This window comes from Streptomyces sp. NPDC034099 (assembly GCF_055575415.1).
In genome coordinates, this window is the sequence record NZ_JBVISR010000025.1 from 21110 (window position 1) to 38425 (window position 17316).

17 protein-coding genes and 1 pseudogene are annotated in these 17316 nt (G+C 69.6%); 15 read left to right on the forward strand and 3 right to left on the reverse strand.

The features are described 5' to 3' along the window. The first annotated feature begins 22 nt into the window (after nucleotides 1-22). Genes ACZ56V_RS37980 through ACZ56V_RS38000 form a run of 5 tightly spaced genes read left to right on the forward strand, consistent with a single transcriptional unit; the run spans nucleotide 23 to nucleotide 5035 of the window. Nucleotides 23-238 (forward strand): hypothetical protein, encoded by a 216-nt coding sequence (locus tag ACZ56V_RS37980; protein ID WP_468948251.1) that lies wholly within the window; start codon nucleotides 23-25, stop codon nucleotides 236-238. Beyond that, nucleotides 238-657: a TadE/TadG family type IV pilus assembly protein gene (locus ACZ56V_RS37985; RefSeq protein ID WP_468948253.1), complete on the forward strand. Its 420-nt coding sequence runs from the start codon at nucleotides 238-240 to the stop codon at nucleotides 655-657. Before ACZ56V_RS37980 ends, ACZ56V_RS37985 begins: the two co-directional genes overlap by 1 nt. Before the next feature lie 26 nt (nucleotides 658-683). Continuing rightward, nucleotides 684-1133: a TadE/TadG family type IV pilus assembly protein gene (locus tag ACZ56V_RS37990; RefSeq protein ID WP_468948255.1), complete on the forward strand. Its 450-nt coding sequence runs from the start codon at nucleotides 684-686 to the stop codon at nucleotides 1131-1133. A gap of 2 nt (nucleotides 1134-1135) precedes the next feature. After that, nucleotides 1136-1576 carry a pilus assembly protein TadG-related protein gene (locus ACZ56V_RS37995; protein WP_468948257.1) on the forward strand — a complete coding sequence of 147 codons (441 nt, stop codon included), beginning with the start codon at nucleotides 1136-1138 and terminating at the stop codon, nucleotides 1574-1576. Nucleotides 1577-1588: 12 nt separating this feature from the next. Beyond that, nucleotides 1589-5035: a LysM peptidoglycan-binding domain-containing protein gene (locus tag ACZ56V_RS38000; protein ID WP_468948259.1), complete on the forward strand. Its 3447-nt coding sequence runs from the start codon at nucleotides 1589-1591 to the stop codon at nucleotides 5033-5035. Between the two features lie 179 nt (nucleotides 5036-5214). Here the strand turns inward: ACZ56V_RS38000 and ACZ56V_RS38005 are convergent, their stop codons facing one another. Both ACZ56V_RS38005 and ACZ56V_RS38010 read right to left on the reverse strand, forming a co-directional pair. Next, entirely contained in the window at nucleotides 5215-5655 is a 441-nt protein-coding gene (locus ACZ56V_RS38005; RefSeq protein WP_468948261.1) for a hypothetical protein, read from the reverse strand. A 1179-nt stretch (nucleotides 5656-6834) separates the two neighbouring features. Then, a pseudogene (locus ACZ56V_RS38010) lies at nucleotides 6835-7530 on the reverse strand (DUF2637 domain-containing protein); the annotation flags it as partial. Between the two features lie 517 nt (nucleotides 7531-8047). Here ACZ56V_RS38010 and ACZ56V_RS38015 point away from each other — a divergent pair. The 3 genes from ACZ56V_RS38015 (at nucleotide 8048) to cutA (ending at nucleotide 9092) form a co-directional block, all read left to right on the forward strand. Then, nucleotides 8048-8287: an antitoxin MazE7 gene (locus tag ACZ56V_RS38015; RefSeq protein WP_468948263.1), complete on the forward strand. Its 240-nt coding sequence runs from the start codon at nucleotides 8048-8050 to the stop codon at nucleotides 8285-8287. A gap of 3 nt (nucleotides 8288-8290) precedes the next feature. Then, nucleotides 8291-8671, forward strand: a complete 381-nt coding sequence (locus tag ACZ56V_RS38020; protein ID WP_468948264.1) for a toxin Doc — start codon at nucleotides 8291-8293, stop codon at nucleotides 8669-8671. Between the two features lie 85 nt (nucleotides 8672-8756). After that, nucleotides 8757-9092: a divalent-cation tolerance protein CutA gene (cutA, locus tag ACZ56V_RS38025; RefSeq protein WP_468948266.1), complete on the forward strand. Its 336-nt coding sequence runs from the start codon at nucleotides 8757-8759 to the stop codon at nucleotides 9090-9092. Nucleotides 9093-9096: 4 nt separating this feature from the next. Here the strand turns inward: cutA and ACZ56V_RS38030 are convergent, their stop codons facing one another. After that, nucleotides 9097-10341 carry a helix-turn-helix domain-containing protein gene (locus tag ACZ56V_RS38030; protein ID WP_468948268.1) on the reverse strand — a complete coding sequence of 415 codons (1245 nt, stop codon included), beginning with the start codon at nucleotides 10339-10341 and terminating at the stop codon, nucleotides 9097-9099. A gap of 129 nt (nucleotides 10342-10470) precedes the next feature. On the opposite strand from ACZ56V_RS38030, the gene ACZ56V_RS38035 reads away from it, so the two are divergent. The 7 genes from ACZ56V_RS38035 to murA all read left to right on the forward strand — a co-directional run bounded on the left by ACZ56V_RS38035 (nucleotide 10471) and on the right by murA (nucleotide 17263). Further along, nucleotides 10471-11100: an ATP-binding protein gene (locus ACZ56V_RS38035; protein WP_468948270.1), complete on the forward strand. Its 630-nt coding sequence runs from the start codon at nucleotides 10471-10473 to the stop codon at nucleotides 11098-11100. Nucleotides 11101-11105: 5 nt separating this feature from the next. Next, nucleotides 11106-11552, forward strand: a complete 447-nt coding sequence (locus ACZ56V_RS38040; RefSeq protein WP_468948272.1) for a DUF6415 family natural product biosynthesis protein — start codon at nucleotides 11106-11108, stop codon at nucleotides 11550-11552. A 295-nt stretch (nucleotides 11553-11847) separates the two neighbouring features. Further along, entirely contained in the window at nucleotides 11848-12090 is a 243-nt protein-coding gene (locus ACZ56V_RS38045) for a hypothetical protein (protein WP_468948274.1), read from the forward strand. Nucleotides 12091-13244: 1154 nt separating this feature from the next. Then, complete coding sequence (locus tag ACZ56V_RS38050; protein ID WP_468948276.1) at nucleotides 13245-14357, forward strand: glycosyltransferase family 4 protein; 1113 nt, start codon at nucleotides 13245-13247, stop codon at nucleotides 14355-14357. After that, nucleotides 14354-15094, forward strand: coding sequence for a GlgC family sugar phosphate nucleotidyltransferase (locus ACZ56V_RS38055; RefSeq protein WP_468948278.1), 741 nt, complete (start codon nucleotides 14354-14356; stop codon nucleotides 15092-15094). Before ACZ56V_RS38050 ends, ACZ56V_RS38055 begins: the two co-directional genes overlap by 4 nt. Beyond that, nucleotides 15064-15849 (forward strand): class II aldolase/adducin family protein, encoded by a 786-nt coding sequence (locus tag ACZ56V_RS38060; RefSeq protein ID WP_468948280.1) that lies wholly within the window; start codon nucleotides 15064-15066, stop codon nucleotides 15847-15849. Before ACZ56V_RS38055 ends, ACZ56V_RS38060 begins: the two co-directional genes overlap by 31 nt. 94 nt (nucleotides 15850-15943) lie before the next feature. After that, nucleotides 15944-17263, forward strand: a complete 1320-nt coding sequence (gene murA, locus ACZ56V_RS38065) for a UDP-N-acetylglucosamine 1-carboxyvinyltransferase (RefSeq protein WP_468948282.1) — start codon at nucleotides 15944-15946, stop codon at nucleotides 17261-17263. Nucleotides 17264-17316 lie beyond the last annotated feature (53 nt).

The window sequence follows — 17316 nt, forward strand, 5'->3', positions numbered from 1 at the left end:
GCTGACCGACAAGGAGAATCTCGTGAAGTACACCGCCGCCCGCGCCTGCCGTGCCGTGCTCGCTGTGACCACGCGGCTGGAGGAAGGCCTCACCGAGCTGCAGCGGCGCCCGGACAGGGGTGACATCAGCATCACGACCGTCATCATCTGGGTCGCCGCCGTCACCGGCGCCCTGGTGATCGCCGGGACGATCGCCGCGGTCATCTCCCGGTACAACGGAAACCTGAGCGGCATCTGATGCCGGCCAACGGCCGACTGGCGGCCTGGTGGCGGGAACGCAGACGGGCTGACGACCGTGGGGACGCTTCGATCCAGATGGCCATCGTCTACCCGTTCGTGCTGCTCGCTGCGATCGCCGTCATCCAGGCGTCGATGTGGTACTACGCCCGGCAGATCGCCCTGACCGCCGCCCGGGAGGGGGTCACCGCTGCCCGCGCCTACCAGGCCGACCCTGCCGACGGCACCGCCCGCGCCCGCCAGGTCCTGGGCCGAACAGCCGGGGACAGCCTGCGCTCCGTCAGCGTGCGCGCCGGCAATAACGGTGAACGCGTGCGGGTGCAGGTGACAGGCGTCGCCCAGTCGATGATCCCCGGACTTCCCGGGCTGACCATCACGCAGTCGGCTTCCGGGCCGGTCGAGAGGTGGGTCCAGCCGTGAAGCCGGTGAGGACCATCTCCAGGACGATGCGACGTCTGAGCGGCACACGGGGTAGTGATGAGGGCAGCGTCGCCATCGAGGCGGCCATCGTCGTCCCGCCGCTGATCATGTTCGTGTGTCTGGCGCTCGCCGGCGGCCGCCTCGTCACCTCCGGGGCGAAGATCGATGCCGCCGCACAGGACGCCGCCCGGGAGGCGTCCATCCACCGCACCGCCGCCTCCGCCCAGGCAGCAGCCCAGGCCGCGGCCGCCGAATCCCTGCACGACCAGGGCATCACCTGCGCCTCCAGCAACGTCACCATCGACACCAGCGGCCTGAACGTGCCGGTGGGCCAGGCCGGCACCGTCACGGTGACCGTGAACTGCACCGTGAACCTGTCCGACCTGCTCCTTCCCGGTGTGCCGGGGTCCAAGACCCTACGGTCAACAGCTACCTCCGTAGTGGACCAGTACCGCGCGCGGCAAGGAGCCCGATGATCGTGACCTGGCTGAAAGCACGAGCCACGGGGGACCGCGATCGAGGCGGAGTCACCGTGTTCGTGGCGGTCTGCGTCGTCGCGTTGATCGGGATCATCGGCGTGGCGGTCGACGGGGGCGGCAAGATGCGGGCCACCGAGCGCGCCGACCACGTCGCCGGGGAAGCCGCCCGGGCCGGCGGGCAGGCCATCGACCCGACCGGGGCCATCAGCGGCGAGAGCATCGTCGTCAAGCCGCAGGATGCCGCCGCCGCGGGACGCGCCTACCTCGACTCGGTCGGCGCCACCGGCACGGTAAGCGTGTCCGCGGATGGCATGACGCTCACCGTGCACACCACCGGCTCCTACGCCACGAAGTTCCTGCCGGTCGTCGGAATCGGTTCCCTGCCGGTCACCGGACACGGCTCCGCCACGCTCCTGCACGGCGTCACCGCACCCGAGTAGAGGGAAAGCCCTATGCGCCACACCCACGACTCCGCCACAGTCGGCCGTACCCCGGTCCGGGTGATCACAGGCTTGGTGAGCCTGCTCGTCCTCGCCAGCGCTCTGGTTGGGCTGCCGCTGCTGCTCGCCTGGGCGAGTCCGGTCATCTGGGCTGCCACGCACGATGATCTGGCGCATCTGCTGGACCGGCAGGACACCGGAGCCGCGTTCCTGGCACTGCTGCTCGTCGTCGGCTGGGCCGGCTGGGTCCAGTTCGCGTTCTGCTCGGTGCGGGAGCTGGTCGCGCAACTGCGCGGGCGTACCTGGCGGGTGCCGCGCGGGTTCGGCGCATCGCAGCGAGCCGCGGCCGCGCTCATCGGCAGCATCCTGGTACTGCTGCCCACCAGTTCAGCTCTCGCCACCGACGCACACGCGGCCACCACCGCCCAAACCGCCACCCGACTGCCCGGCCAGGCCGGCGAGCAACCCGTCGCCGAGCAGCTGCGGGCGGGCTCCGGCACGAACTCGGCGTTGCCGGTGCATACCGTCCGGGCGGGAGAGAGCCTGTGGAGCATCGCCGAACAGGAACTCGGCGATGGCGAGAAGTGGCGCCAGATCGCCGCCATGAACGAGGGCCACACCATGGCCGACGGCCAAGTCTTCCAATCGAACAGCTTCCTGCAAGCCGGCTGGCAACTGCAGATGCCAACCAGCCACGCTGTCGCAGACGGTGACCGCATCCAGCTGACCGCCCAGACAGCAGCCGACGAGGCCTGCGTGCCCCTAGTCACCGTCGATGAGGGCGACAACCTGTCGAAGATCGCCGAGGAGGAGCTCGGCGACAGCGATCAGTGGCCCGACCTGTTCGCCGCCAGCCGCGGCAAACCGCAAGCGGACGGTCTGCCCGCCATTACCGACCCGGATGTGATCTACCCGGGGCAGCAGGTCACCGTGCCCGCCCGGCAGCACGCCCAGACGCCGCCTGCGCCCGGCGAGTCGGACCGCCAGGAGCGCACACCCCCGCCCGCTCAGGCACCGGACAGCGAACAGACACCAGACAGGCCAGCTCCGGACACTGAGCATGCCCCCGTACCAGACCAGGTCCCGCCCCCTGCGAGCTCAGCGTCTCCCGCCTCGCCGGGCAGTCCATCTGCCGCACAGCCAAGCCCGGAGCGCTCCCCCTCCGCGGTGGCTCCGACGGCGCCGCGGCCCAGCACCAGTGCTCCCTCCCTCTCGCCGTCCGCGTCGGCTACGCCGACCCCGCCGGCGCAGACGCCTCAGTCCACCTCCACCGACCCCGCCGCGTCCGCGCCGGCGTCGGCCCGGGCCGACGGACCGCTGAACCTGCGCGTCGTGTATGGGTCCGGGGCGCTGCTGGCCGCTGCCGTCACCGGCGGGCTCGCCCTGCGCCGCACCCTGCAGCGACGTCGCCGCAAGCCCGGCGAGACGATCGCCATCGCAGCCGAGACGTCCCCGGCCGAGGCGCAGTTGGCGGCGGCCGCCGAACCCGGCGGTGCGGCGCGCCTGGACGTGGCCCTGCGGACCGTGGCCCACCATGCAGCCCAGCAGGGGAGCGGGGCCGGAGTGCCGGTGGTGCGGGCCGCACGGATCGGGGCCCGCATCCTCCACGTGCTGCCCGAAGACCACTCGCACAAGCCGATGACGCCGTTCGTCTCGGGTGAGAACGGGTGGTGGGTTCTGGACACTGACGCCGTCCTCCTGGACGAGGACGCCGCCCGTGACGTCCCGGCGCCCTGCCCGGGCCTGGTAACCGTCGGCAGCACTGAGGAGGGGGACCTGGTGCTGCTCAATCTCCCCCGGACCTCCGCTCTGCTGCTGGACGGCAACCCCGTGCACATCACCGAGGTATGCACCTCGCTCGCTCTGGAACTCGCGATGAGCCCGTGGGCGAGCGACGTCGAGGTCGTCACCATCGGGTTCGGCGAGGACCTGCCGCAGCTGCTGCCCACCGCGCGGATTGCCCACATGCGCCAGCCTGCGCATGCCCTGCGGGACCTGACCGAACGGCTCCTGGAAGCCCACCAGCTGCCCGACACCGCCCACCAGCCCTACCTGCTGCTGTGCGCGTCAGTCCTGGACGCCGACACTGCCTGGACGTTCGCCGACGTCATCGACAAGGCAGGCGACGTTCCGGTCACCCTGGTAGCCCCGGCCAGCACGGCCGCCCCGCACTTCCCCGCCGCGGAGATCCTCAACGCCTCCCTCAACACCCCGCAGACCCTCGAGACGGCCGGCCACGAGGTCACGGTCCAGCGCCTGGGACACGCCGCCTACCTCCAGATCACCACAGCACTGCGAGTGGCCGCGCAGCCCGCCCACGAAGCTGAAGGCGCATGGAAGGACGTCCCGGACGAGCCCACCCATGTGGAACAGCAGGGCGAGCAGGCGGAGCAGTCGGCCGCGCCAGGCCCCGTTGCGGCGGAGTCAGGCGACACGGTGACGCAGGACGCAGAGACAGGTGGCGAGGTCTTCCCCGCCCTGCTCGCCGCCGCTACCGGCCCGGCCAGTCCCCGCCTTCTGCCCGCACCCGTGGCAACCACCCCCCAGACTCATGGGAAAGGCTCCCGCGGCACGGACATTCCAGCCGCCCAGACCGCACAGTCCCCCAGCTCCGACGGCGACATGCCCGACACCGGACAGACAACCAGCGCAGTAAGCCAAACGGTGGCAGCGGGAGAGGGAGAGGCGGAAGGTACGGCCCATGACTCGCACGCGCCGGAAATCCGGGTCCTCGGCCCCATCGAGGTGACCGGAGTGGCCGCCACTGGCCACGGCCCCCGGCTCGCGCAGCTCGCCACGCTGCTGTTCTTCCGTCCCGGGCGCAGCTCCGAGACCCTGTGTTCCGACATGGACCCCGCCAGCCCCTGGCACCTGAACACCCTCAACGCCCGCATGCAGGGCCTGCGCCGCTCGCTGGGCAACGATCCCGACGGCACTCCCTACGTGCCGCGCCGCAAGACCGGCCAAGACCCCTACCGCCTCTCCCCCGCCGTGCGCTGCGACTGGACCCGCTTCCTGCAGCTCGTAGAACGCGCCCTGACCACGGGCCCCGCCGGCCTGCCCGATCTGGAGAAGGCGCTCTCCCTGGTACGCGGCAAGCCGTTCGGCGGCGCCCCGCTGCCGTGGGCCGAGCCCTACCAGCAAGAGATGACCACCCGCATCATCGACGTTGCACACACCGTGGCCACCTACCGAACCTCCCCCGGCCCTCACCAGGACCTCAGCGCCGCCCGCCAGGCCGTCGCGACGGGCCTCGACGTCGACCACACCGCCGAACTCCTCTACCGCGACTGGTGCCGCCTCGAACACGCGGCCGGGAACCGGCAAGGGCTCCACACCGCGATCACCCGCATCCAACAGGTCAACCGGGAACTCGACTGTTCCCTGGAGGCGGACACCGAGCAGCTCATCAAGGAACTCCTCAACGACGCCGACAGCAGCGTCCGCAAGACCCTGTGAGCGCCGCTCCGGCGGCAGGAGGGTATCGCCAGACCTCGATGACGTTGCTGTCCCTGGCCCGAGACCCAGCCCCGCATGAAGTGGACGTGCGCTCCGGCCGGCCAGTGGAAGGCAACGACTTCGCTCGCGGACCACGAGGCCTGCGCACGCTGCTGTCGCTTCGTCTCCAGGCGTCTGTGCTACGTGCTCGCGGAGATGTCGCGGGTCGCGTACGCGAGTAGTTCGCTGATCGCGGCCTCGTTGGAGACGGGAGGGCGTCTGCGCCACTCGGTCAGCGTTTCCCGCACGGTCTGGGCAACGACCCTCGCGTGCCGGACCAGGTCACCGTCGAGGCCCGTCATGTCCCCTACCATCGTGCGTCCCGTGATAGCGACGGGGCCAGCGAGCGGGTAGAGGGCGGTGCCGCGCCAGGCACTCGCGAGTGCCCAAGCGGCCAGGTTCTGTGGGAGGCCGATCTGTCGGCCGTTGCCGTGGATGTGCAGCACGGCGCGGTGGTGGTAGATGCCCTGATCGACGGCGTCGGGGGAGCCGAGCAGTTCCTGGATCGCCGCCCGCGCGTGGGTATCGGGTAAGTCCATCTCCGTGACGGTGGCGTCCGGGGCGATCTTCAGCGCTCGCACGGTTCTCCTCCTTTCGCGGACCAGTTCTCGTCAGTGCTGGGCGCCTGCGTGATGGTGGATGAGGGCTTGCCAACGTCGTTCGAATTCGTCGGCGTGCTCGGTGATGTAGGTGGTGGTGATGGGCTTGTTGTACTGGCCAGTGATCCCTTGGGCCGTGCAGTGCTGCGCGATGGCGTCCGCGTCGGGGTTCTCGCTGGCCGCCCGGTGGTCGGCCCAGACGGTGTAGACGCGGGAGGGCAGAAAGTAGCGGCGCAGGTTCGCCGGGCTGACGGGTTTCCCGCCGCGGCCGTAGGTGCCGTGCCGTGCGAGGTGGGTGGACAGTTCCTCGGCGGTGGGCTCGACGCCATGCTCGGCCTGGTACTCCATCCATCCGAGGTAGTAGCGGTCGGACGTGGTCAGAACGGAGTTCTCCGCGGGTGCGGCTTCCGTTCCCGGCGACGGGCCGTCGATGAGCGCTTCCACCCGCGGGCTGCGTTTCTCCTTAGCGGCTTGCACCCCCGCCGGGGCCGTCTCGGACTCCTGGGGTGCAGTGGCTTCGGCCGCGTCCTGGCCGTCGGAATCGTCGGACGGTGTTGCGGCATCCTGTCCACCGGCGGTCTCCGCCTGGAAGCGGTTGACGAACTCGGCCAGGTCCTCGCCGGTGATGGGCAGTCCGCCCTCCCCGGTGATGGCGTCCCGCTGGTAGACGAAAGCCGCCAAGGCGTCGGCGTCCGGGAAAGTCCCGTGCTCGTCGGCGTAGGCGCGCCAGGCGCTGTAGAAGTAGTCGTACCAGTCGATGGATTCGTCGTCCTGCCCCGGCCTTTCGGAGATTGCAGGCTCCCCGACCGGTGCCGCGTAGCGCTCCTGGATGGCCGAAAGGAGGGGCTGTACCTGGTCGTCGGAGAGGGGGTTTCCTGCCGCTGTGGTGATGCCGTACACGTCGCTCAGCCAGGAAGCCCACTGCATGGGGGTTGGTTCGACCTGGTAGCGCGCGAGGAATGCCTGGTAGGCGTCGGTGAACCGCTCGGCGTCTTCCCCGCTGACGGCAGCCGCGCCGCGTGGCCCTTCGGGTGTCGCTGCGCGGGGCTGGGCCGGGGACGCCTGTGTGATCACCGTGGGCGCCGGCTTGTCGTCCGGTGCGGCGCTGGGTGTGGTGTCGTCGGGTGGGTCTGCGGGTACGGGGATCCGTTCGACGGTGAAGAGGACCGGTGGTTCGTCGATGCCGGCGGCCGCGAGGCCTGCCGGGGCGGTCTGCGCCAGCGGGACGCCGTAGCGGGCCAGCCGCAGCGGCATCAGGGACTCCACGGGCGCCTTGCGGCGCCAGGCGCGGCCGAAGCGGGACCGCAGCCGGGCCCGGTAGACCAGCCGCTCCCGCTCCAGCTTGATGACCTGCTCGTAGGAGCGCAGCTCCCACAGCTTCATACGCCGCCACAGCAGGAACGTCGGCACCGGCGAGAGCAGCCAGCGGGTGAGGCGGACGCCCTCCATGTGCTTGTCGGCGGTGATGTCGGCGATCCGGCCGATCGCGTGCCGGGCGGCCTCGACGGACACCACGAACAGGATCGGGATCACGCCGTGCATGCCCACGCCCAGCGGGTCGGGCCAGGCCGCGGCGCCGTTGAACGCGATCGTCGCCGCCGTCAGCAGCCACGCCGTCTGCCGCAGCAGCGGGAAGGGGATGCGGATCCAGGTCAGCAGCAGGTCCAGGGCGAGCAGCACACAGATGCCCGCGTCGATGCCGATCGGGAAGACGTACGAGAAATTCCCGAACCCCTTCTTCAGGGCCAGTTCCCGCACCGCCGCGTACGAACCCGCGAAGCCGATCCCGGCGATGATGACGGCACCGAAGACGACCAGGCCGATGAGAACCCGATGCGCCCGCGTCAGCTGAGCCACCCCATCCCTCCCCGCAGCCACGCCCCACCCCCTGTTGCATCGCACGACTGAGCAGATCTCAACCCTGCCACGTCGTGTCACGCCTTGTGACCTCTGGGACACAACTGACACCGCTCGCCAGGTCATCTCGCCAGCACGGGTCTCTCACTCCTCCGGACTTCCCCAGCGGCACCAACCGGAGAGCGAAGGTAGTTTCGCAGTGCCTTGCGCGCTGACAGGCCGGGTAGGGCAGGGGCGGCCCTGGGTACCGTTGCGCCCTGGTCAAGGGGCCGCTCTTCAGACTCTGCCCCCTCTCACCGCCTGCGTACGCCACCGAACAACGCCGATCCCTGCCCCACTCGCCGAAGGCAACACGGCAACCACCAGCCCGACGGGGCCAGCAAGAATGACCCGCTGGACCACCGTGCGTCTGTGATCTCTTCGAGGACCAGGTCACGGTTGAACCGTAAACGCACAGGTCAAGACCAAATTCTCGAGCGGCTGGTCCTCAGTCACTCCCGCACGGCATACTCGATGCATGGCGGGCATCGAAATCGACGACACCACTGTGGCCACGCTGCAGGCTCTGGCTGACGACGCTGGACTTCCCCTGGAGACCTACCTCACTCAGGTGGCGGAGGAGAAGCAGCGCGAGCGCGCGCTGGCCAAGGGCGCCGAGACATTCCGCCAGGTGATCTCCGACCCGGCGACCGTCGCCGCGTTCGACGCCGAGTACGGCGGTCCCGCGCAGGTGGCGCACACCCCGCGGGCGGCCTGACCTGTGCCTGCCGAGTATTACGTCGACTACCGGTGGTTCCTGGAACGTCAGGAAGAGGTGCTGGACGACCTCGCGGTGAACGACTACTCCGTGTTCGTCGGTCTGGCGGCCCGGCATAAGGTTGACCCACCACGTCATGACCAGCACCACCCGGACGCGTTTTGGCGGGCGGCGGTGATGCTGGAGGAGTGTGTGATGCTGCGCCCGCTGCCGACCCGTAACGAGCTGTACGGTTACACGCTGGTTCTCGCCTACCTGTCCATGCACGACGAGCAGGTGAACACGAAGTTCGAAGTGTGGCGCGAGCTGATCGCCGACATCCGCGCGCTGCGCCTGGACTCGTACGGCATCGCCGAGCGGCTGCGCTCCTGGCGGCTGGCCTGACCTGATCTCCCAGCCCAGCGGCGGGTTCGTATCAGCAACGTCCGCTGGATAGTGTCGTGTTACACCGAACTGGGAGGGCAGTTAAATGGCCGGCGAGATCGTGATTGCGCAGACCACCATCGACGACGAGGAACAGGCCAAGGTTCTCGCCCGCGGCGCTGTCGAGAACCGGCTGGCCGCCTGTGCTCACATCGACCAGCCGTTCACCGCGGTGTACCGCTGGAAGAACGCCATCGAGACGGCGCAGGAGTGGCGGATCTCGTACAAGACGACCACGGATCGACTGCCGGAGCTCGAGGCTTGGGTGTCGAAGCAGCACAGCTACGAGGTGCCTGAGTGGATCACTCTTCCGGTGACGGGAGGGTCCGACGCCTACCTGGCGTGGGTCGTCGACGAGTCGTCGCCGCAGTCTGCCGGGTAGCCCCTCACGCGGCGAACCGCTGCAGATGATGCGCGAGCTCGCGCTCACCGGCCGGGAGCTGAGAGGCCACGGTCTGGGCGCGAGCTCTGCCCATGGTGTTGGGCCGGGCTTCGGCAGCCGCAGCGAACTGCGTCGTCACATAGATGCCCTGGTCGATGTCGCCTCCTCGCAGGAGGGCGGCCGCCAAGTCGCCCAGTACGACGACACCGGAATCCGGTAGCTCCCCTCCCAGCCGCTCCACGACGTGGTCTGCCGTTTCGGCCAGTTCCTGCCTACCGAGTTGCCCGTAGACCGACAGCGCCAGAGAGTCCATGCGGTAGGGCGTCACGAAACGCACCCAGGACTGTTCGGCGCTGTGGTCAGCAAATTCGTACGCGAAGCGAGCGCGCTCCAGGGCGCGAAGGGCGCCCGTGCCGTCGTCGGCGTTCGCTGCTTCCTCGGCCAACCGGCCGTAGACCCACGCGGCGGCGGATGCATTGCCAGGTCCGCGCACGTCCTTGGCCGCTTGCGTCAGGAGATCTCTGGCCTTGACTGGGCTGGTTGCGCCGTAACTTGCGTACGCCAGGGACAGCGCGCGCAAGGGCGGGTGTCCCGTGGCCTTCGCACAATCCATGGTCACCTTGTAGTAGGCGTGGGCGCGCGCATCGTCGCCCAGGTCCCACGCGACCCAGCCCGCCAGAGCGGCCGTCTCGCCGGCCGCGATGGCCAGTGTGCGTTCGTTTGCACCAGCCCGCGGCAAGGCGGTTGTGAGCGCGTCCAGGTGCGCCTCGACCTCGCCTTGCAGTTGGCGCGCGGTCAGCTGCCGCTCCTTCGTGTGGAGGTCGCCGGCGCGCTCGACCAGGTTCGCGGCTGCCTCCCCGTCGATTTTCCGTCCCCTGCTGAGGGCATGTCCGAGACGCTCCCATGGCTCGGCAGCGGCGGCCGCGCCGACTACGGCACCACCAAGCAACGTACGGCGCTTCACGTCGTCCTGATCCTCCCCTTCACGGCGGGCATTCCTCCTGCGCCGGGCACGAGCGGCTGCGGCCTCCCGCTTCAGGTACTCCGGGGATAAGCCGCAGGTCACTGCGATATGCGCAAGCGTGTGATTGGTTGGGATGTTCTGGCCGTGTTCGTACCGGTTGATCTCACGCCGGGTCATGGTTTCCCGGCCTGAGACAGCGTTGATCGCTTCTGCCTGCTCCTCCTGCGTCCGCCCGGTCTTCTTGCGGAGTCGAAGCAGGAGCTCTGCGAACTCGTCTGTTGCCATGAGTGTGACCTCGTCCTCGGATGGTTTCCAATCATGGCCCCAACTTCCCCCGTCTGTTTCCCCCTTGACAAGCTTTTCCCCCTGTGGATTCCCCTGGCAGGGCGGGCGGACGCGCGACACGGTGATCCCATGACCACGATCCGTAAGGAGCTGCCGCGCTCGGGCCACGGCTTCGAGGGGACCTTCACCCCGGAGGTAACCCGCGTCCGCGAGAGGCGTCAGGTCACACCAGCACACATCCCGTTGTGGAGTACCCAGGGCTCCCTGGCTGAAGACGTCATGCTCGCCGCGAAGGATGCCGCCCTCCGTCCGAGCATGCGGGTGCGCGAAGCGGATGCGATGGAAGTCAACTTCGGGATCACTTTGCGCGGCCCTGCGGAGCCGATACCTGACCAGGACGCTCGCCGAGTGTCGGGCATGCGGAGACTCGCTCGGGCACGCCTCAACCACTGCGGTCTTGCCAGCATGACCGACCCGGTGACGCTCGTTGTTTCCGAGCTGGTCACCAACGCCATCATGCACAGTGGTGGAAAGCAGGTCGGTTTCAGGATGCAGCTCCGGGACGGCCTTCTCTATCTGGCCGTTGGAAGCGACGCACCGGGGAAGCCGGCAGTACGCAAGCCGAACGACGAAGCTGAGCACGGTCGTGGCCTCCAGCTGGTGGAATTCGTGGTCCTAGGTTCCGGCGGCGTCTGGGGCATCAGCGATGACGGCGCCGCCGTCTGGTGCCTCTTCCCAGCGAAGGGAGAGGACCGGTGACCTCCGTGACCCTTCCCCGTCGCGACGCCAGCGCCGACGTACCGCGCTGGGTTCGCCCCGTGCAACCCGCCCGTCTACCGGACCCCGCCAAGGTGGAGGCGGCCCTGGCCGCGGTGCGCGCCTGGCACCCCTACGACGGTGACGCGTGGCTGGACGACGTGGCCGACGCCCTCGACACAGTCCCCCCGCCCGAAGACCTCGTCGACGAACTCGCGCAACGTCTGCGCGGGTACCTGATACAGCTCGTCAGCTATGCCCTCAACAGCGAGGTGGAGAAGCAGGACGGGCGGGCCACACGGCTCATCACACGCGCCCGTGAGGTGCGTGAGGAGGAGCTGCCCGGCGACTACCTCAAGTCCGTGGTCCACCTGCGCAGGATGGGCTGGGCAGTGAACGAGTTGCACGACCTGCTGACCGAACTGGAAGCCGTTAAGGGCCCCCGGACTCGTTGAAGGAGGGAGGCACGCCATGACCTCACCGGCTCCGCAACGCCCTTCCCCCGGAGAGAGCCGGGGGACCGCCGAGACACCGCTCCTGGCACTGCCGCCCTGCGCCGGGGCTCCGCCCGGTCCCCCCCTCGTGCGGAGCCTCACCACGCACCTCCCCGGCGACCGTGCCCTGTACCTGTCGCGCGTATGGACCCGACGCATCGTCACCGTCCTGTGCTGGCACGGCAACGTCCTATCGGCCGTGGAAGCGGTCGCCCGGCTCGTGGACAACGGTGTGAGGCACGGGATTCCCAACTGCGTGCCCTCTTCCGAAGTGCAGCTCACCCTCAGCATCGCCATCGACGAGACCGGCTCGCTGGTCATCGACGTCGCCGACCTGAACCCGGCGTTCCCCGACTTCGACGCCGCGGTGCGCGGGGAGAAGGGACGTGGCCTGTGGCAGGTCGCCTCCCTCGGCGCCAAGGTCACCCGATTCCTGCCGCACGAAGGCCGCGGCAAGACCGTTCGAGCTGTCCTCACCCCCGGGCCCGTGGACGTGTGAATCCACAGGCTCCCGCAGACGAGAACCCGGAACACCCTGAACCTGAGAGGACAGCGTGCGCAGCGCCTGGAACGAACGCCCCACCTACGACCGGAACAATCCGAATCGCACGGCGCCCACGGTGGTCAACTACGACCTGGACCAGCTCAAGGTCGGTGAAAACCGCGTCGTAGTGGGCCGCAAGGAGGGCTACGACCTCCACGACCGGGACATTTCCCCGGGCGACGGATGGAGCCGGGCACTGTACGCGCCGCAGTGCGCTTGGCCGCGAGGCGCAGACCTGTGCGTCGTGGCCGAGTGGCACCCGGACCGGAAGGTCGGATCCGACTGGTCTGCCCGGCTGAAGGCCGTGACGGACGGCCTACGGTCGCTGGACTACGTCGTGGAGTGGGCGGGCCGGCCCATCGACCCGACGAAGCATCTGTACGCCAACCTGCTCGTCTACCGCATGGAGGCAGGCAAGACTCCGCCTCGCCGCCCTGGCGACGCGTGGGCGCACGTGCCTCCCCCGCTCACCTACACGTGGCAAGAGGTCAACCCTCTGCACAACCTGGAGAGCTGGCTGAAGGACACCAAGGCGGCCCGCAACGGCACGCGCGTCATGGTGCGGGACCTCAACAGCGCCCTGTGGCCGCCGGAGGCAGACTTCTGCGCGCTTGTGCGCTGGCGGCTGGCCCCAGACACCTCCGCCGAGACCGTTCACGCCGGCGTGCGCGAAATGACATCCGTCGTGCAGGACCTCGGCTACCGACTCCGCACGCAGGAACGGCCCTTGCCCAACGCCGTCGAAACGGTCGACCTACTTGTGTACGCCCCCCCCACGGCACCGCCGACTGAACTTCTGCCGGGGCGCGGCTGCCGACACGGCCCGCCCCCGGCAGAGCACAACCCCCGGCGCGGGGGATCCCAATCCGACCGTCCCCCACGGCTGGAACACGTCCCCCGCGCCGGGCCTCAACGGCTGCTCGTCGGTCCCGCACTGCCACGCCCCGGACCGCTGAGCAGCTCACCCGCGGCACCTGCTGCGCCCTCCCCCGAGTGGAGCGGGTGCCGCGGTATCACCACCCCGGACGTCCGACCAACACCATCCGCGCCTGATCATTCGGCTCGGACGCCCCCGTGCACCACAGGCAGCTTCAATGAGGAGGCAACCAGTGATTCCGCACGTCGTACTCACGTGGGTCACCACCGCCCGTGGCGGAGCAGAGAACTCCGTCGCCGAGCTCGCAGGAAACCTCGCCCGGTTGGTGCCCAGCATCGACGTGGTGTGGTGGCGGCAAGGCGGCCCGGCCGCCGGCTCCTGCGGCCCCGCGCACATCCACGAGGTCACGGACTGGCACGACTACCAGCAGGCCCTCACCCAACTCGGCTCGCCGAGCGACGACCGCCCTGTCGTAGTGATCTCCAGCCACCGCACTGCGGCCGCTGACGTCCTCCTGGTCCCCAACGCGCGAGTGATTCCCGTTGTCCGGCACGTCGTCAACGCCGACCAGGTTCTGCGCGTGATCAATCCGGGCGACGGCGCGATGGTCGAGCGGACCATCAGCACCCTTCCCTGGGAACTGCTGGCCGACGTGCCCGTCTGGGTGGGCATCTCGCACGCCTCGTCGGCGGCCCTGCGGCAGCACGCCCCGCAGGCCCGGTACGTCAGCACCATCCACAACGGCGTGACCATTCCCGCGGAGGCTCCCGTCCGCAGGCGACCCGACACGGGGCGGCTCCTCATCGCCTCGGTCGCCCGCACCGTGCCGTGGAAGCGAGTCGACCACCTGGTGCGCGCGGTCGCCGACCCGCGCCTGTCGACCGCCGTGCGGCTCGACGTGTTCGGCGATCCGGGTTCCCACCAGCCGGAGCTGACCCGGCTGGCGAACCACCTCGCCGCGCCGGTCCGGTTCCTGGGGTACGCCGAGGACTTGCCTCTCCGGTTGGCCAGCTACGACCTGCTCGCGACCGCTGCGGTCCAGGAAGGGTTCGGACGAGCCGTCATTGACGCAGCCGGAGCGGTGACCCCGTCCCTGGTTCCCAACGCTGGCGCCAGTCCCGAGCTGGTCCTCGACGGTCTCACCGGCATGGTCTACGAACCCGACGACCCCAACGACCTCGTCGCCGCCCTCACCGACGCGCTGCTCGACCGCGACGCGCTGGCCCGGATGGGTAGCGCCGCCCGCGCCCTTGCCGAAGCCTGGTACACGCCCGGCCGCTGTGCCGCCCAGTACCTGACGCTGGTCATGGGGCAGCAGCCGCGCCCCCTGGCGGCAGCCCTGTGACCGGCCGCGGCCCTCTGCTCGGCGACGTGCTCCGGCTGGCCGACGACCCCCACCTGAAGGAGTGGGGCGCGGCCGTCCTCGACAGCGAGCCCGTCGCCGAGATCGGCGACGTATCCGGCGCGGTGTACGACCTCGTCAGCGCGTCCCTGGGCGACCGGCCGCGCATCCACCCGGACGCCTACGTCTCCCCGCTGGCCAACGTGCACGACGACGTGGTGATCGGTCCCGGCACGCGCGTCCACGAGTACTCGACCGTCCGCGGCCGGACGGTCATCTCCGGCGACGTCCACATCGGCTACGGCTGCGAGGTCTCCCGCAGCGTCATCGGGCGGGGCAGTGTCCTGCCCCACCGGGCCACCATCGGCTGCGCCGTCATCGGCCAGGACTCCTACTTCGCCACCGGCCTCATCATCGGCGTCTGCGTCCTGTCCAACCCGGACATGCTCCACCCCACGAAGCCCGTCGCCTTCGCCCTGCCGGACGGCGGGCGGATGAGCACCGGACAGCCGAAGTGGGGCGCGATCGTCGGCGACGGCGTCCGGGCCGGCGTCCGCGTCACCCTCGGTCCCGGCGCCATCGTGGGCGCCGGCTCCGTTCTCCACGCCACCGTCAACGTCCCCACGGCCTGGATACCGCCGGGCAGCACCCTGCACCCAACCGGCACCGGCTTCCAGATCACTCCCGCACCCGTACAAGGAGGACAGGCATGCTCTACGAGCCCTACCGCCAGCATCTGACCCGCATCGTGAAGGACATGCTCGCCTGGGACGTCCTCAACCCGGCAGGTGGCGCGGTCTCCGTACGGCTCCCGGACGGCAACGTCCTGATGTCGTGCACGCGGTTGGCGTTCGACCGCTGGAAGGTGAGCCTGCGCGACTTCATCGTGCTCGCGCCCAACGGCGACATCATCGAGCAGACCGGCGGTCTCGGAGCGTCCGGAACGCCGATGCACCTGGACCTCTACCGGATGCTGCCCCGGGCCGGGGCGATCGTGCACGCCCACTCCCCCCACACCCTGGCGTTCGCGTCGCTGGGCATCCCCGTGCTGAGCGTGACCAACCGGGCCGACACCTTCGGCGAGATCCCCTGCCTGCACGCCGACGACAGCACCGTGAAGGCCCGCTTCCAGGCCGACCCCGTGCCGCTGGACCTGCCGCGGGGCATGGTGCAGCGGCCCGACGTGGCCGCCGTCAATCTGCTGGAGTACCGGCCGCAACTGGAGAAGGTCATCGCCCCGCGGGCCGGCGAGATGGACCGGCACGGTCTCGCGTTCACTCTGTACCGCCACGGCGGGTTCACCGTCGGCCGGCACCTGGAGGAGACGCTCGACCTCATGCTGCGCCTGGAGGAGACGGCGCGCACCGCGCTCCTGCAGGCGCAGCTCACCGGGGGGACCGTCTTCCCGAACCGGCTGTACCGACCCGAACAGCAGAGCCCCGTCGGTGCAACCAACACCACGCCAGTATTGTCGTATCTCACAGGACGGGATTAATGGGCGCCACAATAGCGACAATCCCGCTCTAAGAGTGCAAATCACAGGATGGAAACATCGCGACATGAATAGCTCGACCCCGCAGGAGCGACCCATGGCTGCCGACCGACACACCTACCGCATCACCGGCGGAGTGCCACTTCGCGGCACGGTAGAGGCGTCCGGCGCGAAGAACGCCGTCACTAAGGAACTCGTCGCCACGCTGCTGACTGACGAGCCCTGCACCCTGCACGGCGTGCCCCGCATCCTGGAGGTTGACCTCGTCCTCGGCATGCTCGCCGAGCTGGGCACCGAGGTGACCTGGCTCGGCGAGCACACCGTCCGCGTGCACACGCCGAAGGTGGCCAACACCTCGTTGTCCTCGGCGTACTCCGGCGTCAACCGCATCCCGATCCTGATGATGGGCCCGCTGTTGCACCGCCGCGGGGAAACGGTGGTCCCGCTCCCCGGCGGTTGCACCATCGGCAAGCGGCCCATCGACTTCCACCTGGAAGGCCTGCACCAGATGGGCGCCGACATCGTGGACCGTCCCGGCTCGGTCAAGGTGACCACTACCCGGCTCACCGGCGCCCACGTGCACCTGCCGTTCCCGTCCGTGGGCGCCACCGAGAACCTGCTCCTGGCGGCCGCCCTCGCCAAGGGCACCACGGTCATCTCCAACGCGGCCGTCGAGCCCGAGATCGTCGACCTGGTGCTGATGCTGCAGAAGATGGGCGCGCTGATCACCATCGACACCGACCGCACCCTCACCATCTCCGGCGTCCCAGAACTCCGCGGCGTCGAGCACCACACGGTGGCCGACCGCATCGAGATCGCCTCGTTCGCCGCGGCGGCCGTCGCCACCGACGGCCGGATCGAGGTACGCGGCGCCCGCCAGGACCACCTCATCACCTTCCTCAACGCCCTGCGGCACATCGGAGGGGAGTTCACCGAGACCGAGAACGGTCTGGAGTTCTTCCGGGGCCGGCCGCTGACCGCGACCGACATCGAGACCGGCGTCCACCCCGGCTTCATGACCGACTGGCAGCAGCCCATCACCGTCCTGCTCACCCAGGCCACCGGCACCTCCGTCGTCCACGAGACCATCTACGAGGACCGCTTCGGCTACGCCGAACAGCTCAGCCGTTCCATGGGAGCCGACATCGAGCTGACCACCCGCTGCCTCGGTGCCACCGCCTGCCGCTGGCACAACCGCGACTTCCAGCACACCGCCAAGATCAACGGCCCCACCCAGCTCAAAGCCGCCGATCTAGTCATCCCCGACCTGCGGGCTGGCTTCGGCTACGTCCTCGCCGCACTCGTCGCCGACGGCACCAGCACCATCAGCGGCACCCGCTACCTCGAACGCGGCTACGAAGAGCCCGTCGCCAAGCTCGCCGCCGTCGGCGCCCGCATCACCACGCAACCCGCCTGACAGCCCAGCCGCCTGCCCACACCCCCGGGCAGGCGGCGCGGGCCCGGCCGAAA